Annotated in this window: 22 protein-coding genes; 10 read left to right on the top strand and 12 right to left on the bottom strand. The window is 69.5% G+C overall.

Annotation, left to right across the window (positions count from 1 at the left end; translation table 11 throughout):
• The first annotated feature begins 556 nt into the window (after positions 1-556).
• From hxlA to QFW96_RS17565, 5 genes are all read left to right on the top strand, one after another.
• The gene (gene hxlA, locus QFW96_RS17585; protein ID WP_281456758.1) at positions 557-1,183 is read left to right on the top strand and encodes a 3-hexulose-6-phosphate synthase; all 627 of its coding nucleotides are present in this window, start codon (positions 557-559) and stop codon (positions 1,181-1,183) included.
• Between the two features lie 80 nt (positions 1,184-1,263).
• Positions 1,264-2,001, top strand: coding sequence for a ribulose-phosphate 3-epimerase (gene rpe / locus QFW96_RS17580; RefSeq protein ID WP_281456757.1), 738 nt, complete (start codon positions 1,264-1,266; stop codon positions 1,999-2,001).
• 32 nt (positions 2,002-2,033) lie between these two features.
• Positions 2,034-2,303 (top strand): hypothetical protein, encoded by a 270-nt coding sequence (locus tag QFW96_RS17575; protein ID WP_281456756.1) that lies wholly within the window; start codon positions 2,034-2,036, stop codon positions 2,301-2,303.
• A gap of 39 nt (positions 2,304-2,342) precedes the next feature.
• Entirely contained in the window at positions 2,343-4,451 is a 2,109-nt protein-coding gene (tkt, locus tag QFW96_RS17570) for a transketolase (protein ID WP_281456755.1), read from the top strand.
• Positions 4,452-4,454: 3 nt separating this feature from the next.
• Entirely contained in the window at positions 4,455-4,925 is a 471-nt protein-coding gene (locus QFW96_RS17565; protein ID WP_281456754.1) for a ribose-5-phosphate isomerase, read from the top strand.
• A gap of 121 nt (positions 4,926-5,046) precedes the next feature.
• Here QFW96_RS17565 and QFW96_RS17560 read toward each other — a convergent pair whose 3' ends face one another.
• From QFW96_RS17560 to QFW96_RS17550, 3 genes are read right to left on the bottom strand one after another with little or no spacing between them, the layout of a single operon-like run.
• Positions 5,047-6,633: a flavin-containing monooxygenase gene (locus tag QFW96_RS17560; protein WP_281456753.1), complete on the bottom strand. Its 1,587-nt coding sequence runs from the start codon at positions 6,631-6,633 to the stop codon at positions 5,047-5,049.
• Entirely contained in the window at positions 6,630-7,577 is a 948-nt protein-coding gene (locus QFW96_RS17555; RefSeq protein WP_281456752.1) for an alpha/beta hydrolase, read from the bottom strand. Before QFW96_RS17555 ends, QFW96_RS17560 begins: the two co-directional genes overlap by 4 nt.
• Positions 7,578-7,620: 43 nt before the next feature.
• Positions 7,621-8,799, bottom strand: coding sequence for an LLM class flavin-dependent oxidoreductase (locus QFW96_RS17550; RefSeq protein WP_281456751.1), 1,179 nt, complete (start codon positions 8,797-8,799; stop codon positions 7,621-7,623).
• Positions 8,800-8,933: 134 nt separating this feature from the next.
• Here QFW96_RS17550 and QFW96_RS17545 point away from each other — a divergent pair, with 134 nt between their 5' ends.
• The 3 genes from QFW96_RS17545 (at position 8,934) to QFW96_RS17535 (ending at position 11,144) form a co-directional block, all read left to right on the top strand.
• Positions 8,934-9,725: a thioesterase family protein gene (locus QFW96_RS17545; protein WP_281456750.1), complete on the top strand. Its 792-nt coding sequence runs from the start codon at positions 8,934-8,936 to the stop codon at positions 9,723-9,725.
• A 384-nt stretch (positions 9,726-10,109) separates the two neighbouring features.
• On the top strand, positions 10,110-10,937 hold the full coding sequence (locus QFW96_RS17540) for a helix-turn-helix domain-containing protein (protein WP_281456749.1): 828 nt from the start codon (positions 10,110-10,112) through the stop codon (positions 10,935-10,937).
• A 3-nt stretch (positions 10,938-10,940) separates the two neighbouring features.
• Positions 10,941-11,144: a DUF397 domain-containing protein gene (locus tag QFW96_RS17535; RefSeq protein WP_281456748.1), complete on the top strand. Its 204-nt coding sequence runs from the start codon at positions 10,941-10,943 to the stop codon at positions 11,142-11,144.
• Between the two features lie 59 nt (positions 11,145-11,203).
• On the opposite strand, the gene QFW96_RS17530 is transcribed toward QFW96_RS17535, so the two are convergent.
• From QFW96_RS17530 to QFW96_RS17505, 6 genes are all read right to left on the bottom strand, one after another.
• Complete coding sequence (locus QFW96_RS17530) at positions 11,204-11,368, bottom strand: hypothetical protein (protein WP_281456747.1); 165 nt, start codon at positions 11,366-11,368, stop codon at positions 11,204-11,206.
• A 143-nt stretch (positions 11,369-11,511) separates the two neighbouring features.
• On the bottom strand, positions 11,512-13,101 hold the full coding sequence (locus tag QFW96_RS17525) for an L-lactate permease (protein WP_281456746.1): 1,590 nt from the start codon (positions 13,099-13,101) through the stop codon (positions 11,512-11,514).
• A gap of 153 nt (positions 13,102-13,254) precedes the next feature.
• The gene (locus QFW96_RS17520; protein WP_281456745.1) at positions 13,255-14,697 is read right to left on the bottom strand and encodes a hypothetical protein; all 1,443 of its coding nucleotides are present in this window, start codon (positions 14,695-14,697) and stop codon (positions 13,255-13,257) included.
• A gap of 46 nt (positions 14,698-14,743) precedes the next feature.
• Positions 14,744-15,547 carry a WXG100 family type VII secretion target gene (locus QFW96_RS17515; RefSeq protein ID WP_281456744.1) on the bottom strand — a complete coding sequence of 268 codons (804 nt, stop codon included), beginning with the start codon at positions 15,545-15,547 and terminating at the stop codon, positions 14,744-14,746.
• Positions 15,548-15,574: 27 nt separating this feature from the next.
• On the bottom strand, positions 15,575-16,084 hold the full coding sequence (locus QFW96_RS17510; protein ID WP_281456743.1) for a YbaB/EbfC family nucleoid-associated protein: 510 nt from the start codon (positions 16,082-16,084) through the stop codon (positions 15,575-15,577).
• 171 nt (positions 16,085-16,255) lie between these two features.
• Positions 16,256-16,828, bottom strand: a complete 573-nt coding sequence (locus QFW96_RS17505) for a TetR/AcrR family transcriptional regulator (RefSeq protein ID WP_281456742.1) — start codon at positions 16,826-16,828, stop codon at positions 16,256-16,258.
• A 144-nt stretch (positions 16,829-16,972) separates the two neighbouring features.
• Here QFW96_RS17505 and QFW96_RS17500 point away from each other — a divergent pair, with 144 nt between their 5' ends.
• Positions 16,973-17,551, top strand: a complete 579-nt coding sequence (locus tag QFW96_RS17500; RefSeq protein ID WP_281456741.1) for a hypothetical protein — start codon at positions 16,973-16,975, stop codon at positions 17,549-17,551.
• A gap of 121 nt (positions 17,552-17,672) precedes the next feature.
• Here QFW96_RS17500 and QFW96_RS17495 read toward each other — a convergent pair whose 3' ends face one another.
• The 3 genes from QFW96_RS17495 to QFW96_RS17485 form a co-directional block, all read right to left on the bottom strand.
• Positions 17,673-18,422, bottom strand: a complete 750-nt coding sequence (locus QFW96_RS17495; RefSeq protein WP_281456740.1) for a GntR family transcriptional regulator — start codon at positions 18,420-18,422, stop codon at positions 17,673-17,675.
• A 64-nt stretch (positions 18,423-18,486) separates the two neighbouring features.
• The gene (locus QFW96_RS17490; protein ID WP_281456739.1) at positions 18,487-19,644 is read right to left on the bottom strand and encodes an acyl-CoA dehydrogenase family protein; all 1,158 of its coding nucleotides are present in this window, start codon (positions 19,642-19,644) and stop codon (positions 18,487-18,489) included.
• Positions 19,641-20,849 carry an MmgE/PrpD family protein gene (locus QFW96_RS17485; protein WP_281456738.1) on the bottom strand — a complete coding sequence of 403 codons (1,209 nt, stop codon included), beginning with the start codon at positions 20,847-20,849 and terminating at the stop codon, positions 19,641-19,643. Before QFW96_RS17485 ends, QFW96_RS17490 begins: the two co-directional genes overlap by 4 nt.
• Positions 20,850-21,209: 360 nt before the next feature.
• Between QFW96_RS17485 and QFW96_RS17480 the strand changes: the two genes are divergently transcribed.
• A complete protein-coding gene (locus QFW96_RS17480) occupies positions 21,210-22,325 on the top strand; it encodes an NDMA-dependent alcohol dehydrogenase (RefSeq protein WP_281456737.1) in 1,116 nt (371 codons plus the stop codon).
• The last annotated feature ends 9 nt before the right edge of the window (positions 22,326-22,334 follow it).

The following is a 22,334-nucleotide window of genomic DNA, read 5'->3' as shown; positions in this document are numbered from 1 at the left end:
CGAGTTCTTCACCGAAACCCGCGGGAATTCGCGGAGCACGGGACCAAGACGCGGTCGGTGCCGCATCGGATAGCGAGACTGCACGCCGGCCAACGCCCGGTCAACGAATCGGGAACGAACAGATACCGGGGAAGCACGAACGGTTTTGAATTGGGCTCAAACGGATCCGCGGAATCGAATCACATTCTCAGATCACGTGAACAATACCTGATCGCTTCATCAGCGAAAGTGATCGCACAAGCCCCATACCTGGGGTTCCGGACATCTGGAGGCGCGTGGGAGACCGTTTGTGCCGCCGTGACCGCCGTTCGTTCCGCAGAGGTTGACCGCACGGTGAGAATCCGTGCAGTGTCACAGGCCGTTGCTCGTTTGCGGCTCCGATCACCACTGCGGGGCCGGGAAAGGCGCAGCCCGCGGAATCTTTAGTGATCCGCACACATCGCCCGGAATTCTGATCGGTTCGGGCGCCGGACATTGCTCACCGCATCGCGGATCTCGGTTTCGCGGATCATCCGCGCCCGAAATCCGCAGAGCACCACCGATTGAGGAGATTATCGTGAAGCTGCAGGTAGCACTGGACGTCGCCACGCTCGGCGATGCGTTGACCCTGGCGCGCCAGACCGCTGAGCACGTCGACATCCTCGAACTGGGCACCCCGCTGATCAAGGCCGAGGGCCTGCGGGCGATCACGGCCATCAAGGCCGCCCACCCGGACAAGCTCGTGTTCGCCGACATGAAGACCGCCGACGCCGGTGAGCTGGAGGCCGACCTGGCCTTCACCGCGGGCGCCGACCTGGTCACCGTCATGGGCACCGCCGACGACGACACCGTCAAGGGTGCCGTGGCCGCCGGTCGCAAGCACGGCAAGGACGTCGTCGCCGACATGATCGCGGTGGTCGACAACCGCGTCGCCCGCATCCGCGAGGTCTCGAAGTTCGGCGTGTCCTTCGTCGAGATCCACGCCGGTCTGGACGAGCAGGCCCGTCCCGGCTACTCGATCCAGGCGCTGCTGGACGACGGCAAGCAGGCCGGTGTGCCGTTCTCCATCGCCGGTGGCATCAAGACCGACTCGATCGGTGCCGTGCAGGAAGCGGGCGCGACCGTGGCCGTGGCCGGTGGCGCGATCTACAGCGCCGCCGACCCGGGTGCCGCCGCGAAGGCCCTGCGCGCCCAGATCCGCTGAATTTCGGTGCGGGACGGGAAGGGGCGCACGCCCCTTCCCGCTTCTCCGAGCCGTGACCCCTTGGAAAGAGGAACTTCCCGATGGTGGAGCAGTCGACGCTGCGCGCCCGACCGACGCGATCGACCACGCATTCCTCGTGGAACGAGCCGGCGATCGTGGGATCGGTGCTGGGCGCCGACTACGCGCGTCTCGGCGAGGAGGTCGCCGACCTCACCGACGCCGGTGTCGGCCGCATCCAGTGGGACGTGATGGACCGCCGCTTCGTCCCGAACATGACCTTCGGCGCCGACGTGGTGGCCGCGTGCCGCGCCCACAGCGACATCCCGTTCGAGGCGCACCTGATGGTGCAGGACCCGGACCCGGTCCTGGCGGACTACGTCGAGGCCGGGTGCGACACCGTGATCGTGCACGTCGAGACCTGCCCGCACCTGCACCGCACGCTGGCGGCCATCCGGGAACTGGGCGCCAAGGCCGGTGTGGCGGTGAACCCGTCCACGCCGCTGGACTTCGTGCGTCACGTGCTCGGTCAGCTCGACCAGATCGTGATCATGACGGTCAACCCGGGTTTCGGCGGCCAGCAGTACATCGCGGCGATGGAGCACAAGGTCGCCGAGATGCGCGCGCTGGTGGACGTGTCCAACAGCGCGCTGAAGATCGAGGTGGACGGCGGGATCTCGCGCGACACCGCCCGCTCGGCGTGGTACGCGGGCGCCGAACTCCTCGTGGCCGGATCGGCCGTGCTCTCCCACCCGGGCGGCAAGCGCGCCGCGGTGGAGGAGCTGCACCGGGCGATGGCCCGCCCGATCCCCGCGGCGTAGCGGATCACCTTGAGCGAGAGGGAGAACCAGACATGGGCAGCAACTGCCAGGTGGGCTTGAGCGACGTGCAGCGCACCCTGCTGCGGCAGGCCGCCGCGATCGTGCGGCGGCGCTACGACGGCGGTTTCGACGGCGACACCAGCGTCTCGGTCGCCGACGCCGAGCGCCTGGCCACCATCTTCGAGGGAATCTCCCGCGACGAACCCGATTTCGACGCCCTGGACCGCAACGAGGCGATCGCGCTGGCGCACCGCCTCGTCGACGACGACCACCCGGAACATTCGCGGATGTGGCCCGCGTAGGACCCGTTGGCAATCACCGAGAACTCAGGAGTGCCCGCCATGACCGCTGTACCCCGCGTGAGCGACCAGCTCGACCGGTTGACCACCTCCCACGTGCCCGATGACTGGACCGAACTCGACGTCCGGGCGATCGACACCGCTCGCGTGCTGGCCGCCGACGCGGTGGAGAAGTGCGGCAGCGGCCACCCGGGCACGGCGATGAGCCTGGCCCCGACGGCCTACGCGCTGTTCCAGCACGTCATGCGGCACGACCCGAACGACGCGGACTGGCTGGGCCGCGACCGCTTCGTGCTCTCGGCGGGCCATTCGAGCCTGACGCTGTACGTGCAGCTGTTCCTGGCCGGCTACGGCCTGGAGGTCGAGGACCTCCAGGCGCTGCGCACCTGGGGGTCGCTCACCCCCGGCCACCCGGAGTACGGCCACACCCGAGGCGTGGAGACCACGACCGGCCCGCTGGGTCAGGGGCTGGCCAACGCGGTGGGGATGGCGATGGCCGCGCGCCGCGAGCGGGGCCTGCTGGACCCCGAATCCGCGCCCGGCGAGAGCGTTTTCGACCACCACATCTACGTGATCGCCTCCGACGGCGACATCGAGGAGGGCGTGACCTCCGAGGCGTCGTCGCTGGCGGGAACCCAGCAGCTGGGCAACCTCACGGTGATCTACGACGCCAACGACATCTCGATCGAGGACGACACCAAGATCGCCCTGTCGGAAGACACCGCGAAGCGCTACGAGGCCTACGGCTGGCACGTGGTGACCGTCGACGGCGGTGAGAACATCACCGGAATCCTGGCCGCGCTCAAGGCTTCTCAGCAGGAGACGTCGCGTCCGACGCTGATCGTGCTGCGCACGGTGATCGGTTACCCGGCTCCGACGAAGATGAACACCGGCAAGGCGCACGGCGCCGCGCTGGGGTCCGACGAGCTGGCGAAGGTCAAGGAGCTGCTGGGCTTCGACCCGAACGACAGCTTCCAGGTCGACGAGGGCGTGCTGGACCACACCCGCGCCGTCGGCGAGCGCGGCCGGGCGCTGCGCGAGAAGTGGCAGCTGGCCTTCGACGCCTGGGCGGCGGCGAACCCGCAGCGCAAGGCCCTGCTGGACCGGATGCGCACCCGCGAGCTGCCCGCCGGCTGGGCCGACGGGCTGCCGACCTGGGAGCCCGACGCGAAGGGCGTGGCGACCCGCAAGGCGTCCTCGGAGGTGCTGGCGTCGCTGGGCGAGGTGCTGCCGGAGCTGTGGGGCGGCTCGGCCGACCTGGCCGAGAGCAACAACACGACGATCAAGGGCGCCGACTCCTTCGGCCCCGAGTCGATCTCCACCGACACCTGGTCGGCCAACCCCTACGGCCGCACGCTGCACTTCGGCATCCGCGAGCACGCGATGGGCTCGATCCTCAACGGCATCGCGCTGCACGGCGGAACCCGGCCCTACGGCGGCACGTTCATGGTCTTCAGCGACTACATGCGCCCGGCGGTGCGGTTGTCGGCGCTGATGCGGCTGCCGGTGATCTACGTGTGGACGCACGACTCCATCGGTCTCGGCGAGGACGGTCCGACGCACCAGCCGGTGGAGCACCTGGCGAGCCTGCGCGCGATCCCGGACCTCGCGGTGGCCCGACCCGCGGACGCGAACGAGACCGCGGCGGTGTGGAAGGCGGCCCTGGAGAACACCGGCGGCCCGACCGGTCTGGCGCTGACCCGGCAGGCCGTGCCGACGCTGGCCGGGACGGACGCCGAGGGCGTGGCCCGCGGAGGGTACGTGCTGGCCGACGCCTCGGCGGCGGTGCCGCAGGTGGTGCTCATCGCCACCGGATCGGAGGTCCAGCTGGCCGTGGCCGCGCGGGAGGCCCTGGAGGCCGACGGGATCGCGACCCGCGTGGTGTCGATGCCGTGCGTGGAGTGGTTCGAGGACCAGGACGTGTCCTACCGGCGTTCGGTGCTGCCGCCGTCGGTGCGGGCCCGGGTCGCGGTGGAGGCGGGCATCTCCCAGCCGTGGCACCGGTTCGTCGGTGACGCGGGCGAGATCGTGTCGCTGGAGCACTTCGGCGCCTCGGCGGACTACCAGCGCCTCTACGCCGAGTTCGGCATCACCTCGGACGCGGTCGTGGCCGCGGCCCGGCGTTCGCTGAACACCGTCCGGGCGGGCTGAGCGGTGCGGGTCTACCTGGGCTCCGACCACGCCGGTTTCGAGCTCAAGAGCCACCTGGTGAAGAAGCTGGCCGACCGGGGTTACGAGACGATCGACGTGGGCCCGGCGACCTACGACCCGAGCGACGACTACCCGCCGTTCTGCATCCACGCGGCGTGGCAGGTGGTCGCCGACCAGGGCAGCCTGGGCGTGGTGATCGGCGGCTCCGGGAACGGGGAGCAGATCGCCGCCAACAAGGTTCCCGGCGCCCGCGCCGCCCTGGTCTGGAACGCCCACGTCGCGCGCTTGGCCCGCAGGCACAACAACGCCCTGCTGGCCGCCATCGGAGCCCGCCTCCACGCCCTGACGGAAGCGGAGCTCATCGTGGACACCTTCCTCTCCACGGAGTTCGAGGGCGGCAGGCACCAGCGCCGCCTCGATCAGCTCGCCCACTACGAGACCTCGGGCGAACTACCTCCGCTCCGAGCGGACTGAAACCCGCCTCCGGACCCGCCGCACACCCACCGGGTCCGGAGGCGCCCCACCCGTTCGAAAACCCCGGCATTCACGCGACGAAAACCGGGGTTTTCGTCTTGAGTGGCCCGATGGGGTGGAATCAGGTGAGTTCGAAGCCGTGGTAGTGGGCGATGGCGATGCCGTCGCAGTACTGCTTGTAGGTGCCCACGCCGCCCACGAAGGGCATGAAGACCCGCTGCTTGCCCGGGATGTTCGCGCCCATGTACCAGGAGGCGGCTCGGGGCATGAGGGTGAGGTCCGCGACGTCGTTGGTGGTCGTGACCCAGTTGTCCTCGGCCGCGGGGTCGGGTTCGATGCGCTCCAGGTCGTGGTCGCGCAGGTGCTGCAGGGCGTTGGCGATCCAGTCCACGTGGTACTCGATGGAGGTCATCATGTTCGACAGCACCGACGGGCTCTGCGGGCCGGTGATGGTGAACAGGTTCGGGAACCCCGCCGACATCAGCCCGAGGTAGGTGCGCGGGCCGGTCGCCCACTTCTCGCGCAGCGTCGTCCCACCGCTGCGGATGTCGATGGCGTTGAGGGCCCCGGTCATCGCGTCGAAGCCGGTGGCGAACACGATCACGTCCACCTCGTACTCGGTGTCACCGGCGACGATGCCGCGTTCGGTGATCCGCCGGATCGGCTCCTCGTTGATGTCCACGAGGGACACGTTGTCCCGGTTGAACGTCTCGAAGTAGCCGGTGTCCACGCACATCCGCTTCGCCCCGACCGGGTAGGACGTCGGGGTGAGCTTGGCGGCCGTGACCGGGTCGTCGACCTTCTGCCGGATCCGGGCGCGCACGTACTCGCTGGCGGCCTCGTTGGCCTCGGCGTCGCGCAGCACGTCCTGGAAGGTCTGCGTGTAGCACAAACCACCTTCCAGCCAACGCCTTTCGAGTTCCCGATCAGCGGTGTCGCGATCGGTCTCGACGAACCAGCCCGTCTCCTCCTCACCGCACTGGAAGCCGGTCTTGGCCATCCGGCTCAGCTCGCGGAACTCCGGGTAGTGGCCGCGCACCTCGCGCAACCGCTCCCCCACCGGCCCGTTGCGCGCGGGGATCGCGTACGACGGGGTGCGCTGGAAGACCACCATGCTCGCCACGTCCGGCCCGATCGCGGTGATCGTCTGCAGCCCGGACGAACCGGTCCCGATGACCGCGACGCGCTTGCCGGACAGGTCGACGCCCTCGTGCGGCCAGCTCGACGTCCAGTACTGCTCGCCCCGGAACTCGTCCCGGCCCGGGAACTCCGGTTTCGACGGCATCGACAGGCACCCGGTCGCCGCGACCACGAATCGCGCGGTGCTCGTCGCGCCGTCGTCGGTGGTCACCGTCCACCGGTTCGCCTCGTCGTCCCAGTCCAGCGCCTCGACCCGGGTGTTGAGCACGACGTCCCTGCGCAGGTCGTAGCGCTCCGCCACGTGCCGGGCGTAGGCGAGGATCTCGGACTGGGAGGCGTAGCGCTCGGTCCAGTCCCACTCCTGCTCCAGATCGGGGTCGAAGGAGTAGGAGTACTCGATCGACTCGATGTCGCAGCGCGCACCCGGGTACCGGTTCCAGTACCAGGTCCCGCCGACGTCGCCCCCGGCTTCGACGACCCGGACGTCGAAACCCAGCCCGCGCAACCGGTGCAGCTGGTACAGGCCCGCGAACCCGGCGCCGATGATGATCACGTCGTGGTGGGTCATGCCGACTCCCCGAACCGCGCGATGAACTCGTTGACGTGCTTGGCCACCAGCTCCAGGCCGGTCTCGGCGCCGGGCAGGATGCTGACCATCTGGAAGTAGGCGTGCATCTGCCCTTCCGCCTCCTCCAGGTCCACCGGGACCCCGGCGGCGCGCAGCGCTTCGGCGTAGGCGACGCCCTCGTCGTGCAGCGGGTCGTGCTCGGCGACGTAGACCAGCGCGGGCGGCAGGCCCGCGTGGGTCCCGGCGCGCAGCGGTGAGGCGTCCGGGTGGGTCCGCGCCCGCTCGTCGGGCAGGTAGTGGTCCCAGAACCACCGCATCGTGTCCCGGCTCAGCATCAGCTGGTTCTCCGGCGCCACGTAGGAGGGCCGGTCGAAGTCGCAGTCGGTCACCGGGTACACCAGCACCTGGTAGTCGATGCGCGGCCGCCCCCGGTCCCGCGCGCGCAGCGTCATCACGGCGGCGATGTTGCCGCCCGCGCTGTCCCCGGCCACGATCAGCGGAACCCCTGGTGGCGCGAGCTCGTCGGCGTGCTCGGCGACCCAGGTCAGCCCGGTGAAGGAGTCCTCGATCGCGGTCGGGAACGGGTGTTCCGGCGCCTTGCGGTAGTTGACGAGCACGACGGTCGAGCGCGTCAGGCTCGCCAGCTTCCGGGCCAGGTGGTCGTACTGCAGGTCGATGTCGCCGAGCACCCACCCGCCGCCGTGGAAGTAGACGAGGACGGCTTGCGGCTCGCCCTCGGGCCGCAGCACGCGGACCCGGAACGCGCCGCCCGCGCCGTCCAGCTTGAGGTTGCGCACCGACGCGACCTCCGGTCCGCGGCCGCTGAGCCCGGCGAGGATCGGCCCGCTCATCCGGGCGACCGCCGGGGTCGACTCGTGGATCGGCGGGTCACCGGATGCGGCGAGCTCGGCCAGGAAAGCCTGAGAGGCGGGTTCCAACGACATCGCGCGTTCTCCTTCGAACCTCGATCGCGTCGGTGCTCTGTTGTCAGCTGTCGGCGACTTCCTTGGCGTACTTCTCCGTCATGTGGTCGACGGCGGCCATCTGCTGCTCGGCGTGGCCGCTGCGGGTGTCGCGGGCCCGCTGCTTGGCGCGGACGGTCGATTCGTGGTGGCTGATGCCCGAGCCCTGGAAGTGCGGCATGACGTCTTGGGCGATGAGCTCGTAGGAGCGCCGGGTGGCTTCGGGGTTGGCCCACTCGTGCGCGAGCAGCAGCATCGCGCCGAACCCGCCGGACTGGTCGGCCAGGCGTTGCACCTGCGCGCGGGCGTCCTCCGGGGTGCCGATGGCGCCGATGCCGGCCTCGTTGATGAAGTCGATCATCTCGCGGATGTTGGTGCCGTCGACGGCCATCTGCGGGAAGGCGGCCACCTTCTGGAAGTAGGTGAACCACTGCTCGATGCCGTACTCGACGTCCTTGTATGCCTGCTCGCGGGTCTCGGCGATGTGCATGAGCCCGACCAGCCGCCACCCGGACCGGTCCGGCGCGGGCTGGCCGAAGTGGGTCGCGCGCTCCTCCACCACGTTCCAGTGGTGGGCGAGCGCGTCGAAGCCCTCCTGGGTGAGGGTGGCGCCGATGGACAGCAGGCCGGTGCCGTGGCGTCCGGCGAGGCGCGGGCCGGTGGGCGACGCGACGGCCGCGACGGCGACGTCGAAGCGCGGTTCGGTGTAGGGCCGCAGCTGCAGCTGGGCGTCGACGAGCTTGTGCGTCGGCGTCTGCTCGGTGACGGTCTCACCGGCGAGCAGCCGCATGATGATGTCGAAGTTGATGTCGAGCAGTTCGCGCGTGTCGGTGGGGTTGAGCCCGATCATCGCAGAGTCGGTGGGCAGCGATCCGGGTCCGACGCCGAGCATGGACCGGCCTCGGGTCAAGTGGTCGAGCATCACCATCCGGTCGGCCACCCACAGCGGGTTGTGGTAGCTGACCGAGGTCACGCCGGTGCCGAACTTGATGTTGCGGGTGCGCTCGGCCGCGGCGGCGATGAAGATCTCCGGCGAGGCGATGATCTCGCTGCCCGCCGAGTGGTGCTCGCCGATCCACGCCTCGTCGAAGCCGACGTCGTCGAGGTGTTCCATCAGCTTGAGGTCGCGCCGCATCGCCAGCGTCGGGTTCTGCCCCGCTGGGTGGAAGGGGGCGAGGAACACCCCGAACCGCATTCTGCTCATGTCCGACTCCTTCGTCAGCGATCAACCCGACCTGCGTAACCCAGGTCACATCATCGGATGATCCTTTGCAAGGCGAAGTCGGCGGCCGATCGAGGTGTATTCCGGAACTCGATCGACCAGGTAACGTGCCGCGCATGGGTTCCTTCATCGATGCGCTGACCACGAAAGAGCTCCGCGACGGGGTCTGCGGATCGACTCTGGACCCCGAGTGGTCGCTCGGGAAGAACCCGCACGGCGGGTACATGATGGCGCTGCTGACCAAGGCCGCGCTCACCGCGACCGAGCGGTCTCATCCCCTCGCGGTCAGCGCGCACTTCCTGCGCTCACCGGAGGTCGGCGACGTCGAGCTGCACACCGAGACGGTCAAGCGGGGACGGCTCTACACCACCGCGCACGCCCGCATGGTGCAGAACGACAAGGTCTGCATCGAAGCCACGGTCACGGCGGGCGAGATCTCCGACGCCGCTCACGAGTGGGAGGCCCGCGAGCAGCCCCCGATCACACCGCTCGACGAGTGCGCCGATCACCGCACACCCGCCGAGAACCTGCTCGGCCACATCGACGTTCGCCTCGACCCGGGCTCCACGGCGTTCCTGCGCGGCCAGACCGCCGGCGACGAGGTGCGCGGCTGGATGCGGCTCACCGACGGCACCGACTTCGACCCGCTGTCGCTGATCATCGCGGTCGACCTGCTCCCGCCCACGGTGTTCGGCCTGGGCCACGGCGGCTGGTGCCCCACCGTCGAGCTGACCTACCAGCTGCGCGGACTCCCCGCCCCCGGCCCGATCGCCGCCTACACCCGCTGCGACGCGCTCAGCGCCGACGGCTGGTTCAACGAGGACGCAGTCGTCTACGACTCCCGAGGCCGCCTCGTCGCCCAGAGCCGCCAACTCGCCCTCTCCGGCAACGCCCTCAAGGCCCGCTGACTACTCGGCCGGGCGCCCTGACAGCACTCGCATGCACTCCAGGCACGACGGCGCCAGTATCCAGTCCATTTCGGATGGCTGCGCCATCGGAACCTCCTCACCGCACACGGAAGTGTCCGAGCAGCGCCCGTCCCAGCGCGCTCCGAGGAACGCGTGTCGAGCCTTGTCGTAGTGGCCCGTGACCACCGGAAGCCAGTAGTGGCGGTTCGCGATCGGCGCGCTCATGGCGTTGTCCTCCGAGAATGATGCCCTGCAACGCGTGGGGTTGAGGCTACAAGTGAGACTCAACCTTCGACACGTATATGCTGTGCCACGTTCGTGGGAAGTTTGAGACTCAGATGAAGACGGCCCCGGAGAGCGGCCGACGTGGGAGAGACTGCACGCATGCACGACGAAGATCCCGGACCGATCGTCCAGCGGCTCATCCTCGGCGAACGACTTCGCGCTCTCCGAGAAGCCAGCGGCATCAGCCTGGAAGACGCCAACGCAGCGCTCGGCTGGTACCGGGGCAAGCTCTCCAAGGTCGAGATGGGCACCCTCGGAACCTCGGAGAAGGAGCTGGACACGCTCCTGCGGACGTACACGATCCGAGGCCCGAAAGCCGAGCAGGTCCGCCAACTCGGCCGCGACGCCCGTCGCCGCGCCGCCCCGGAACGCGTTTCGGACTGGGCCAAGCAGTACATCCCGCTCGAACGCGCAGCGACCGAGATCCGGATGGTGTACAGCGAGATTCCCGGGATGCTCCAAACGAAGGAGTACGCACGCGCGCAACTCTCCCGCTCGCCCGTGGTGACCGCCGCCGACCTCGACGGAATGGCGACCGCTCGCGAGGAACGCGGAAACCGCTTGTACTCAGCCGGGGCACCCCAGGTGTTCGCCGTGCTCGGCGAGGAAGCGCTCCTGCGCAGGGTCGGGACCCACGAGGAGATGAAAGCCCAGCTGCAACGCCTCGTCGAGATGGCCGAGCTGCCCACCGTCTCGGTGCGCGTGATCCCGCTGGACAACGGGCCCTACGCAGGACTGAGCTGTCCGTTCACGTTGCTCTGGATTGAGAAGGCACGCACCACCATCGCCTACGTCGAAACCATCACGGGCGCGGACTACATCAAGTCCGTGGGCGCGTATACCCTGGCCTTCGATCAAGCCGAAAATGATTCACTCTCGCCGGACGACTCGCGAAAGCTGATCGAAAACTACCTGGGTAAGGACTAGTACGTGAGCAACCTGACCAACTCCCCGACGTGGCGGAAGTCCAGTCGCAGCGGTGGTGCGCAGCAGTGCGTCGAGGTGGCCACCAACGTGCCCGGCTCGGCCTTCATCCGGGATTCGAAGCTGGGTGAGGACTCGCCCGTCTTACGCACTTCGCCGAAGAGCTTCGCGGCGTTCCTCGACGCGATCAAGGACGACCGCCTCAGCTGATCCCCGACAGCACGACGGCCGCGATCGGATTCCGATCGCGGCCGTCGTTCGTCAGCGCCTCAGTCCTCGTCGTCGGGCTTGGCGTGGTTCGGAACTCCCGGGTTCGGGTCGCGGGAGAGGTCGATCAGCGGGTCCACGCCCGCGCCCTCGGGGCGGGCGTGGTTCGGGACCCCGGGATCGGGGTCGCGCGAGAGATCGATCTCCGGGCGCTCGTCGTCGGACATGCATTCCCCCTGGTGCTCACCAGGCGCTCCCCGCGCCTGGTCCTGATCTAACCGCCCCAGCATGCACGTTCCCGCCCAGCGGAGGTCAACCAGGTCCCGCGAACGGCGCTGCTCGACGACCGCAGAGCAGGAGAGCCGACCTCCTACGGCACCATCCAGGCGAGGACCGGGAGGGACTGCAGGTACGCGAGCGCGCACATCGCCACCAGGAACACGACGCTCCACGGCAGGACCCGCCGGAAGATGTCGCCCTCCTCGCCGGACATGCCGACCGCGCCCGCGGCGATGGCGAGGTTCTGCGGGGAGATCATCTTGCCGAGCACTCCCCCGGAGCCGTTGGAGGCGGCGGCGAGGACCGGGTCGATGCCGACCTTGTTCGCCGCGGCGACCTGCAGCGCGCCGAACAGCGAGTTGGACGAGGTGTCCGAGCCGGTCACGGCGGTGCCCAGCCACCCAAGGATCGGGGCGATCAGGGCGAAGACCCCGCCCGCTCCGGCCATCCAGTTGCCGAGCGTGGCGGTCTGACCCGAGGCGTTCATGACGTAGGCGATGGCCAGCACCGACATGACCGTGACGATCGGCCACTTCAGCTGCACGTAGGTGCCCAGGTAGCGGTCGAGCGCGTCGCGGCCGCCGATGCGGATGGCGGCGATGCTCAGCAGTCCGGAGATGAGCAGCAGGCTGCCCGCGCTGGTGAGCCAGTTGAACTTGAACTCGGTGAGCGACAGCTCCTCGCCCGCGGCGTTGGCCACGTGCAGGCCGGGCCAGTTGAACTTCACCGTCACCGCGTCCAGCAGGTCGCTGACCGGGCCGATCTGGGCGACCACGAACACCGCGATGATGATCAGGTACGGGGCGTAGGCGCGGACGATCTCGGCGCGGGAGTCGGTGTGCGCAGCGGTGTCGGGCTCGGCGGCGCCCTGCGGCGTCCACACCTTCAGCAGCAGCACGGTGGCGCCCGCGGCCACCAACGCGGCCACGATGTCGGCCAGCGGCACCGAGATGTAGTTGGCGGCGGCGAACTGGGCCAGTCCGAAGGTGATACCGCAGGTCAGGGTCGCGGGCAGGGTCTCGCGGACGCCCTTGAGACCGTCGATGATGCCCACGAGCACGATCGGCACCACCACCGCCAGGATCGGGGTCTGCCGACCCGTCATCGCACCCAGCTCCGACAGCGGCAGGTCGGTGACGCTGGCGAGCGTCACCAGCGGCGAGGCCAGGGCCCCGAAGGCGACCGGGGCGGTGTTGGCGACCAGGGCGACGACCGCCGAGGTGATCGGGGTGAAGCCCAGCGCCAGCAGCATCACGGTGGTGATCGCGACCGGGGTGCCGAACCCCGCGAGGGCCTCCAGGAGCGCGCCGAAGCAGAACGCGATGATCACCGCCTGGATCCGACGGTCACCGCTGACGCGGGAGAAGGTGCGTTGCAGGACGTCGAAATGCCCCGTGGTGACGGTCATGTTGTAGACCCAGATCGCGTTGATCACGATCCACAGGATCGGGAAGAACCCGAACGCCGCGCCCAGCGTCGCCGACAGCAGCGCAGGTCCGACCGGCATCGGGTAGATGAACACCGCGATCGCGAGGGAGACGGCCAGGGCGATCAGCGAAGCCTTCCACGCCGCCATCCGGACCAGGCCCAGCAGGACGAACAGCACCAGCAACGGCAACGCGGCGGCCAGCGCGCTCCATCCCAGCGAACCGAACAGCGGATCCAGGACCTGTTCGTACACAGCCACTCCCTCGGGGCATCGAACCGTTCCGGCGCAACATAACGGCCCGATCAGCCGAGACAAGTCACACGACTACAACGAAAACGGCAGAACCGCCACACCTTTCGGTCCGCTTTGGGAGCTTTGGCCGACTCTCGCGGGAGGTGCTGCGGCTCAGCCGAACGCCTTGGTCTTGCGCTCGGCGTACCGCTCGTTCGCCGCGGTGATCTCCGAATCGAACGAACCCTGCCCGTCAGGACCGTTGCGCTCGTACATCTCGAAGTACCCGTAGGTCTTGCTCGACTCCTGCTGCCGGCTGAAGTCCGCTGCGGTCTCGAAGGTCAGGTCGCTGTTGCCGTCCTTGCCGACGACCGTCGCGAAGTGGTTCTCCCACCCGGTCTTGTCGGAGAAGTTCTTGTAGTAGTTCTGCCCGGGTTGAGGATCGTCCTTCACGCTGCTCAGCTCGGCGGCATCCCGTCCGGTGAGCTGCGCCGCCCCCTGCTTGCAGTCGTTCGGCATGGTCATCCGCAGGCCGTCGGACGTCGCGCGTCGTTCCGCGTCGAGAGCCGCGCCGTGGTCGACGACCATGTCGGAAAACATCGCCTGGTACTGCTTCTCGGTCGGTGGCTTGGTTCCGAACATCCCCTCGTGGTGCGCGGCGATCCAGGGCATCCCCATCTTCTGCTGCGCCAGGTTCATCGCCGCGTCCTTGTGCTTGTCGGCGACGACCTTCTCCGCCGACTCGCCCGGGAAGATCCTCGCCTTCGCCTCTTGGAAGGAGGCGTGAATCTCACCTTGCTTCTTGACGATGTCCGCCATCGAGTTGTCCAGGGACTTGTGGAACGCGGCGAGCTTGTCGGCGCGCTGCTGCTCGGTCTCCCCCGCGATGGGTTCGTGCTCGGGCTTGAGCGGATGCCGCACGTCCTCCGCGGACTTGAAGACGGGCACGATCTCGTGCTTGGAGGTGCCGTCCAGCGGTTTCCCCGCTTCCAGGGTGATCCTGGAATTCGGAGCGAGCCGAGCCGCGTACCGCTCGATGGTGGCCTTGTCCGCGTAGGCCTTGTTCCCGGCCACCCCGAACTCCCCGTTCTGCGACTCGCGCAGGCGTGGACCGCGGTTCCCCTGCGGGCCGGTGGAGGCGGGTTGCGTGGAGCCCGGCCGGACATCGGTGTCGGGATCGATGTCGCGGAGCCTGGCGGCGCTGTTGTCGTCGTGGAGCTGCGCGGTCTCCTTCGACGCCCTGACGGCCGCACCCGCGTCCTTGGAACCGCCCGCGGCGCCCCGGGTCGTGTCGGCGGCTTTGGTGATGGCCTGGTTCGTGCTGCCGGACACGCCGCTTCCGACCAGCCCGTAGGCCTCGGTGCTCACGGTCTGGGAGCCCAGCTTCGACCCGATCGCCGCGAGCCGGTCACCGGTCCGGTTCAGGTGCTCGGTCATCGCGTCCATCGCGTCGGGGAGCATGCCGGTGCCCTTGCCCGGCGCGGGACCCGAGAAGGACTGCGACAGCCCCGGGGGTTGCTGTCCGCCACCGGAGGACGAGCCGGGGCGCCCGCCACCGGGAGCGCCACCGCCGGCGTCGCCGCTGGAACCGGGTGCGTCGGTGCTGCTTCGAGCCACGGGTCGACTCGTCCTCTCTGAACGTCGTTACTGGCTGATGTCGATGTCAGGCGGTGTTCGCGGCCTGGCCGATGTCGTTGCCGATGCTCGCGACGCCCGCCGCGTCGGCGAACCGGCCGAAGTTCTTCGTCAGGTCGCCCATCGCGTCACCGAGCTTGGCGAGCCGGGTTCCCTGCCGGGCGAACGCGGCGATCAGCTTGGCGATCTTGGATCCGATCTCCACGCCCAGCGCGGCCACCCGGCCGATCGTGTAGGCGACGAACCCGGCGATCGAGGCGCCGAAGGTGATCACCGCCGTGGACACCGCCACCAGGGCGCCCTGGATCAGCGAGGTGATCAGCTCGACGATCATGTCGCGGACGAGATCGCGCAGCGTGATGACCAGGGTTCCGTTGACGGCGGCGATGTTCGCGGTGGTCGCCACGGATTCCGACAGGCCGGTGTACTCGTCGGCCAGCTGCAGCATGCTCTTGCGGAACGCCTCGGCGGCTTCGCCGGTCCAGCCCTGGAACGCCTGCACGGCCTCGCGGTGCTGGTCGGCGATCTGCTTGACCTCGTCGCTGTGCTGCTTGAGCCCCTCGGTGTGGGCCTGGATCTCGTCGGGATCGCCCATGAGCGCGTCGAGCGGTTCCCGCAGGATCGACACGTGCTCGAACAGCCATCCCACGCCCGCCGAGATCACCGAGCCGAGCGGATCGACCACGGTGGACGCGATCGAGGCCGCCGCGTCGATCGAGGCGAAGGTCATGTCGAGGACCTTCTCGGTCTCGCTCTCGGACTCCGCGTTGATCGTCTGGTTCAGCCCCGCGACGGACTCGACGACACCGGCCCCCGCGAACGCGTCAGTCATCGGTTCCCCTCCCCTGTCCGGCGCGCGTCACCACGGCCGCTCGTCCTCGTCGGTCTCCTCCTCGTCGTCCGGACGCGACTCGGGACGCGGCCGGGTCGACGGGGACGACGCGGCAGACGGGGACGACGGGGACGACGCGGCTGACGGGGCGGGATCGGAGTCCTCCGGGGCCGCGGTGAACACGCTCTCCGGTTCGTCGTCGTCCGGGGGCAGGTGCCGGTTGATCAGCCGCATCGCCTCGGTGTCGCCGCCGTAGGGCGCGAAGACCTCGGCGACCTGGTGCGCGGCCTGGCGCTGCGCCTGACCGGCGACGTCGAGGATCATCTGCTTGATCCGGGTCGGCGAGCACTCGGTGATGCGCTTGCCGAGATCCAGGTCCAGCAGCGCCCCCGTCGGACTCACCGTCACCACGACGGTCCCGTCCGGGGAGCTGGCGGTGGCGTTCGCCCCGGCCAGCTCCTCCTGCAGACTCGCGGACTTCTCCGCCATGTCACCGATGCGCCGCTGGAAATCGTCCAGCCACTGCTGAGGGTCCACCTGCTCCTACTTCGTCGCCGAGTTCGGCGCGCACCGGACTCGCTCGGCGCGGAAGCAGCGGCCTCCCCCGAAAAGCCCTCCGGCGCACCGGTCATCCCTGTTCTATCACGATCAGCGGAACGCCCCGGCCACCAGCACCGGATCCGCGCAGCCGCAGGCCACCTTCCGGCCTCAGGAACTCGCGGCTTCCCGGCTGCGGAAGGTCAGAAGTCCTTCCACCCCGCGCAGGAACGTCTCGCAGAGCGGTTCCGGAGCGGTCAGGCAGCCGGCGGACATGGCGCCGTCGCGCATCATGACGAAGTGCCGGGCGGCCGGTTCCGGGTCGATCTTGCCGGTGCCGGAGAAGAGGTCGACCATCGTCTCCAGGAACCACTGCCGGTGCGCGAGAACCGCCCGGTGGACGGGATGTTCCGGGTCGGGGTACTCGGCGGCGGCGTTGAGGAACGCGCAGCCCCGGAACCCGGAGGTGCGGATGTCGGAGGCGATCGTCCGGCCGATCTCCTGGATGCTGCGGGCCGAACTCGACTCCGCGGCGCGGACCTCGGCCACTCGCGCGCGGAAGCTCTCGTCGACCTCCGTCAAGTACGCGACGAGCAGGTCGTCCTTGCTCGGGAAGTGCCGGTACAGGGTGGCGCGCGTGACCTGGGCTTCGGCGATGACCCGGTCGACGCCCACGGCGTGCAGGCCTTCGGCGTAGAAGAGCCGAGTGGCCGCCCTGAGCAATCGCGCCCGCGCCTCCGACATCGGTCCCCCTGCTCCGACAGCGTGCAGATTCGCAGCTCAGGCTAGCAGATAGAACGATCGTTCTTGACAACCCGGGCGCACAGGTCCACGCTGAATGAGACCGATCGTTCTATCTACGTGCTCCACTCCGAGGGGATCAACCCGATGTCCCGTTCTCCTGAAGCAACCCTCGCCCAGGGCGCGAGCCCGACGCCGGACGCCTCGCGCGGCCTCAGGTCGTTGCGAACGCTCTACTACGCGCGCTTCGGATTCGCCGCGGCCTGGGCCGCCCTGGTTCTCGCGACGGCCGAGACCACCGGCCCTGCGGTGATCGCCCTGCTCGTGGTCTACCCGCTGTTCGACGTCGCGGCCGCTGTGATCGACTTCCGCTCCTCCGGGACCACCCGCGCGAAAGCGCCGCTGTACCTCAACATGGCGCTGAGCCTGCTCGCGGCGATCGGGCTCGTCGTCGCGTCCACGTCCGGGATCCCCGGCGTGCTGCGGGTGTGGGGGCTGTGGGCGATCACGGCAGGTATCGTCCAGCTCGTCGTCGCGATCCTGCGCCACCGGCTCGGCGGCCAGTGGGCGATGATCCTCAGCGGCGGGCTCTCCACCGCTGCAGGCGGCGGCTTCATCCTGACGGCCGACAGCCCGAATGCGTCGCTGAGCGGGGTCGCCGGGTACGCGACCCTCGGCGGCATCTTCTTCCTCATCTCCGCGATCCGCCTGCACCGCATCCGGTGACGGCCTCGCACCGCTGAAGCTCCTGCCGCCGGCGCCTGCCGTGCAGCTCGCCCGAGCGCACGGCGAGAAGATCCTGCGCCAGAAGGTCGAGGCCGCCCTCGACATCAGACGCGTCGCGCGACTAGTGCGTGCTGCGGCGGAGTTTGACGCGGTAGGAGTACTGCTCGGGCAGGAAGTGGTTGATGGCCAGCTCGACCGGGTGCTGGTCGGTGGTCAGGTAGATGCGGTCCACGCGCAGCAGCGGGTCGCCGATGGTGCAGCCCAGCGCGTCCGCCAGGTGCTTCTCGGCGGCAGCCGCGGTGATGCTCTGCTCGGCCTCGGCGATGGGGTTCGACAACCGGGTGTCGAGCAGGCCGATGATGGTGGCGTCGCTGACCGCGCCCCTCTCGGTCAGCTCCGGCACGTCGGCGAGCACGGCCGCGGCGGCCGGGTGCAGGTGAACCGCGGTGTGGCAGAACGGCTCTCCGTCGTGGGTGCGGCGGAACACCACGGTGTGCACGGCGTCGCTGTCGAGCCGGAGGCGGCTGGCGGCGTCGATGTCGACCCGGCGGTGCAGCGGTCGCAGCACCTCGAGCTGGGTGTCCAGCGACAGGCCCATCAGGTCCTCGATGGACCCGAACTGCCGCAGGTACTGGCCCTCGCGGGGCGCGGCGAACGTGCCCCGCCCCGGTACCCGGTAGACCATGCCCTCGGCCACCAGGTCGTGGAACGCGCGGCGCACGGTCTGCCTGCTGACCTGGTGCTCGGCGGCGAGCTCGGCCTCGGTGGGCAGCCGCGTGCCGTCGACGTAGCGGCGCTGCAGGATCGCCTCCCGCAGTTCGCGGGCGAGCACCTTGTACGCCGCTTGACCGGTCTGCTCCTTGCTGCTCATCCCACCTCGCCGCACCCGTGGACTCACCGGTGATTGTGTCAGCTCCCCGGCGGCGCCGTCCCGGTCACGGGTCGAGCCCGCCGCGGGCGATCAGCTGGGAGCTGATGACGTTGCGCTGGATCTCGTTGGTGCCCTCGCCGACGATCATCAGCGGCGCGTCCCGGAAGTAGCGCTCCACGTCGAACTCGGTGGAGTACCCGTAGCCGCCGTGCACCCGCACGGCGTTGAGCGCGATCTCCATCGCGGCCTCGGAGGCGAACAGCTTGGCCATGCCCGCTTCCATGTCGCAGCGCTCGCCGCTGTCGTAGCGCTCGGCGGCGTGCAGCACCAGCTGCCGGGCGGCGCTGTACTTGGTGGCCATGTCGGCGAGGTGGTTGCCGACGGACTGGTGCTTCCAGATCGGCTTGCCGAAGCTCTCCCGCTCCTGCGAGTAGCGCAGCGCGTCGTCGAGCGCGGCCCGCGCCACCCCGAGCGCCCGCGAGGCGACCTGGATGCGGCCGATCTCCAGGCCCTTCATCATCTGCGCGAACCCGCGCCCCTCCTCGCCGCCGAGCAGCGCCTCCACCGGTGCCCGGTGGTCGGTGAACGACAGCTCGCAGCTCTCCACGCCCTTGTAGCCGAGCTTGGGCAGGTCGCGGGAGACGGTCAGCCCGGGACCGTGCTCGACGAGGACGATGCTGATGCCCCGGTGCCGGGGCTCGGCCGCGGGATCGGTCTTGCACAGCAGGGCGATGAGCTGCGAGCGGCGGGCGTTGGTGATCCAGGTCTTCGACCCGTTGATCACGTAGTGGTCGCCGTCGCGGCGCGCGTGGGTGGTCAGCGCCTGCAGGTCGGAGCCGCCGCCGGGTTCGGTCAGCGCCATCGTCGCGCGGATCTCGCCGGTGGCCATCTTCGGCAGGTAGCGCTGCTTCTGGTCCTCGGTGCCGAAGGTGTGGATGAGCTTGGAGACCACGGTGTGCCCGCCCATCGCCCCGGCGAGGCTCATCCAGCCGCGTGCGAGCTGCTCGGTGACCCGCGCGTAGCACGGCGCGGACACCGCGACCTCGCCGTATGGCTCGGGAATCGCCAGGCCGAAGATGCCGAGCCGCTTCATCTGCTCGATGAGCTCCTCGGGGTAGTCGTTGGCGTGCTCCAGGTCCCGGGCCGCGGGACGCACGTCGCGGTCGACGAAGTCGCGGACGGTGTCGACGATCGCCTGCTCTTCTTCGCTCAGGGAGCTCACGCGGGTTCCTTCTTCTCGGTTCCGGGGAGGTGTTCGGCGAGCAGCGGCGCGGCACCGCACCAGTCCACATCGGACAGCAGTGATCCGGCTCCGCAGTCGGTGATCTTGGCGGTCAGGTCCTCGTCGGACGGCGGGCGCCCGGGTGATCCCGGCGGGAGTTCCAGCGCGGCCGCGTGGCGCGTGCCGTCGCGCAGCCGCACCGAGATCTCGACCCGACCGTCGAGGAGCCAGTCACCACCCGGTGTTTCGTCCACCGTCACCTGGCGAACGAGCCGCTGGGCCTCAGCCCTGGTCACGGCCTCGTCCGTGAAGCTCGCGAATCCGGGGTGCGGGTCGAGCAGCGCCGCCGCCACGGCGTACTCCATGCTGAACTTGCCCTGCAACCCGGTGCTCGGCCGGTGGTGGATCAGCGGCTGAACGGTCCCGGCGGGCGTGCGCACCCGGACCTCCTCCACGGTCGCGGCCTCGACGTCGGGGAGCTGCTCGCGCAGCGCGCTGATCGGGCGCTGCAGCGCGTAGCAGCAGGGGAACATCTTGATCGCCAGCCCACCCGGCACCGCGGGACCGGAGAGGTCCACCCGGTCCGGGTCGCCTCCGACCAGCCGCAACCAGGCGTCCAGCGCCGTCGGGTCGGCGGTCGCGCCCGCGGCGGCCAACCTCGCGGCCCGCACCCCCGCCTCGGCGGCGAAGCCGACCTGCAGCGACTTGCCGGAGGTGCCGAAGGCCCGCTGCACGCCCCCGGCCGCCGGCACGGCCAGCGCCATCGCCGTGGCCAGCCGCTCGGCAGACAACCCGAGCGCGACCCCGGCGCACACCGCGGCGGCCGGTGCACCGGCCGTGCAGGTGGCGTGCCAGCCGCTGCTGTAGTGCGACCAGCCCAGCGCCACCCCGATCCGCGCCATCACCCCGGCCCCGGCCAGGTAGGCGCGGGCGTCACCACCGGCCGCCAAGGTCGCGGGCACGCACACCACGCTGATGTGGGTGGTCGATTCCACGTGCAGGTCGTCGAAGTCCAGCACGTGCCCGACCGCCGCCCAGCGCGCCGCGTCGGGCAGCTCGGCGGAGAGCCGCACCAGCTCGTCGTCGCGGGCGGCCAGGGTGACCGCGAGGGTGTCCAGCAGCGAGCGCCGCGCCAGCGCCAGGTCGTGGGGGTCCGGGTCGAGTTCGTGCGCCCACCGCGCCAGCGCCTCAGCGGTCGAGTCCATCCGCGCTCCCGATCGTGCGCAGCGCACGCCGCGCGGGCCGGTTCCGGGCTCACCGAGACCGGAAGAATGTACGGCCAATCGTGCGAGCCCGAACGCGGCCTGTCAACGCCCAACCGAAGGGCTGAACTGCGTTGGCACAAGTCGCTTTCGCGCTGCTACCTTGACACCCGACAAGGCCGGAGTGAAACTGACCGAGTTTTGGCCGTACATATCCAGGCGTGATGTCCCGGTGTGCGGAGCCAGCTGATCCGTCCAGCCCTCGATCCCGCCCGTCCCACCGGCCGGCGCGCGTGCGGGCTGGATCCCGAGCGCATTCAGAGCCCGTCCCACTCGTTCCGTCCGAATCCGCAGAGGTGGCCGATGAAGTCCCGTGCTGCAGTCCTGGAAGAAGGAAGCAAGGAGTTCGAGATCGTCGAACTCGACGTCGACGAGCCGCGCGTCGGCGAGGTGCAGATCAAGTTCACCGCCTCCGGGCTGTGCCACTCGGACCTGCACCTCACCGACGGCGTCTACGGCGACTCACCCCGATATCCCATCGTCGGTGGTCACGAGGGTGCCGGGATCATCGAGGCCGTGGGTCCCGGCGTGACGCACGTCGAGCCGGGTGATCACGTGGTGTGCAGCTTCATGCCGAGCTGCGGGGTGTGCCGCTACTGCGCCTCCGGGCATTCGAACCTGTGCAACCTCGGGGCGAACATCCTCAAGGGCCACATGCCGGACGGGACCTTCCGCTTCCACCGGGACGGCCGCGATCTGGGCGGGATGTGCATGCTCGGCACGTTCTCCGAGCGCGCCACGATCCCGGCCCGCTCCGCGGTGAAGGTCGACCCGTGGCTGCCCCTGGAGGTGGCGGTGCTGGCGGGCTGCGGCGTGCCGACCGGCTGGGGTTCGGCGGTCAACGCGGGCGGGGTGAAGGCCGGCGACACGGCGGTCATCTACGGCTCCGGCGGGGTCGGCATCAACTCGGTGCAGGGCGCGGCCTACGCGGGCGCCAAGTACGTGGTGGTCGTCGACCCGGTGGAGTTCAAGCGCAAGACCGCGCTCGAACTCGGCGCGACCCACGTCTTCGCCGACGCCGACGAGGCCGCGGCCAAGGTCAACGAGCTGACCTGGGGCGAAGGTGCCGATCAGGCGATCCTGACGGTCGGGGTGATGGACGAGGTCGTGGTCCGGCAGGCGTTCGACATCGTCGGCAAGGGCGGCACGATCGTGGTGGTCGGGCAGGCCAACCCGGAGAACCTGACGATCCAGCTGCCGAGCGCGATGTTCACCCGCAACGAGAAGGTCATCCGGGGCGCGCAGTTCGGCTCCTGCAACCCGCAGTACGACATCGTGAAGCTGCTGCGGCTGTGGAACTCCGGGCGGCTCAAGCTCGACGAGCTCGTCACCAAGAACTACACCCTCGACCAGGTCAACGAGGGCTACGAGGACCTCAAGGCGGGCAAGCTCATCCGAGGCGTGATCGTGCACGAGTGAGGGAGGTTC

It is taken from the genome of Saccharopolyspora ipomoeae, from assembly GCF_029952525.1.
Classification (GTDB): Bacteria; Actinomycetota; Actinomycetes; order Mycobacteriales; family Pseudonocardiaceae; genus Saccharopolyspora; species Saccharopolyspora ipomoeae.
Note: the sequence above shows the minus strand (reverse complement) of the source record. Positions and strands in the feature narration are given on the sequence as shown.

What these genes read in the sequence shown, in the direction of transcription:
- rpe (WP_281456757.1), top strand. Translation starts at nt 1,264, where the DNA reads ATGGTGGAGCAGTCGACGCTGCGCGCCCGACCGACGCGATCGACCACG.
- QFW96_RS17575 (WP_281456756.1), top strand. Translation starts at nt 2,034, where the DNA reads ATGGGCAGCAACTGCCAGGTGGGCTTGAGCGACGTGCAGCGCACCCTG.
- tkt (WP_281456755.1), top strand. Translation starts at nt 2,343, where the DNA reads ATGACCGCTGTACCCCGCGTGAGCGACCAGCTCGACCGGTTGACCACC.
- QFW96_RS17560 (WP_281456753.1), bottom strand. Translation starts at nt 6,633, where the DNA reads ATGACCCACCACGACGTGATCATCATCGGCGCCGGGTTCGCGGGCCTG.
- QFW96_RS17555 (WP_281456752.1), bottom strand. Translation starts at nt 7,577, where the DNA reads ATGTCGTTGGAACCCGCCTCTCAGGCTTTCCTGGCCGAGCTCGCCGCA.
- QFW96_RS17550 (WP_281456751.1), bottom strand. Translation starts at nt 8,799, where the DNA reads ATGAGCAGAATGCGGTTCGGGGTGTTCCTCGCCCCCTTCCACCCAGCG.
- QFW96_RS17545 (WP_281456750.1), top strand. Translation starts at nt 8,934, where the DNA reads ATGGGTTCCTTCATCGATGCGCTGACCACGAAAGAGCTCCGCGACGGG.
- QFW96_RS17540 (WP_281456749.1), top strand. Translation starts at nt 10,110, where the DNA reads ATGCACGACGAAGATCCCGGACCGATCGTCCAGCGGCTCATCCTCGGC.
- QFW96_RS17530 (WP_281456747.1), bottom strand. Translation starts at nt 11,368, where the DNA reads ATGTCCGACGACGAGCGCCCGGAGATCGATCTCTCGCGCGACCCCGAT.
- QFW96_RS17515 (WP_281456744.1), bottom strand. Translation starts at nt 15,547, where the DNA reads ATGACTGACGCGTTCGCGGGGGCCGGTGTCGTCGAGTCCGTCGCGGGG.
- QFW96_RS17505 (WP_281456742.1), bottom strand. Translation starts at nt 16,828, where the DNA reads ATGTCGGAGGCGCGGGCGCGATTGCTCAGGGCGGCCACTCGGCTCTTC.
- QFW96_RS17500 (WP_281456741.1), top strand. Translation starts at nt 16,973, where the DNA reads ATGTCCCGTTCTCCTGAAGCAACCCTCGCCCAGGGCGCGAGCCCGACG.
- QFW96_RS17495 (WP_281456740.1), bottom strand. Translation starts at nt 18,422, where the DNA reads ATGAGCAGCAAGGAGCAGACCGGTCAAGCGGCGTACAAGGTGCTCGCC.
- QFW96_RS17485 (WP_281456738.1), bottom strand. Translation starts at nt 20,849, where the DNA reads ATGGACTCGACCGCTGAGGCGCTGGCGCGGTGGGCGCACGAACTCGAC.
- QFW96_RS17480 (WP_281456737.1), top strand. Translation starts at nt 21,210, where the DNA reads ATGAAGTCCCGTGCTGCAGTCCTGGAAGAAGGAAGCAAGGAGTTCGAG.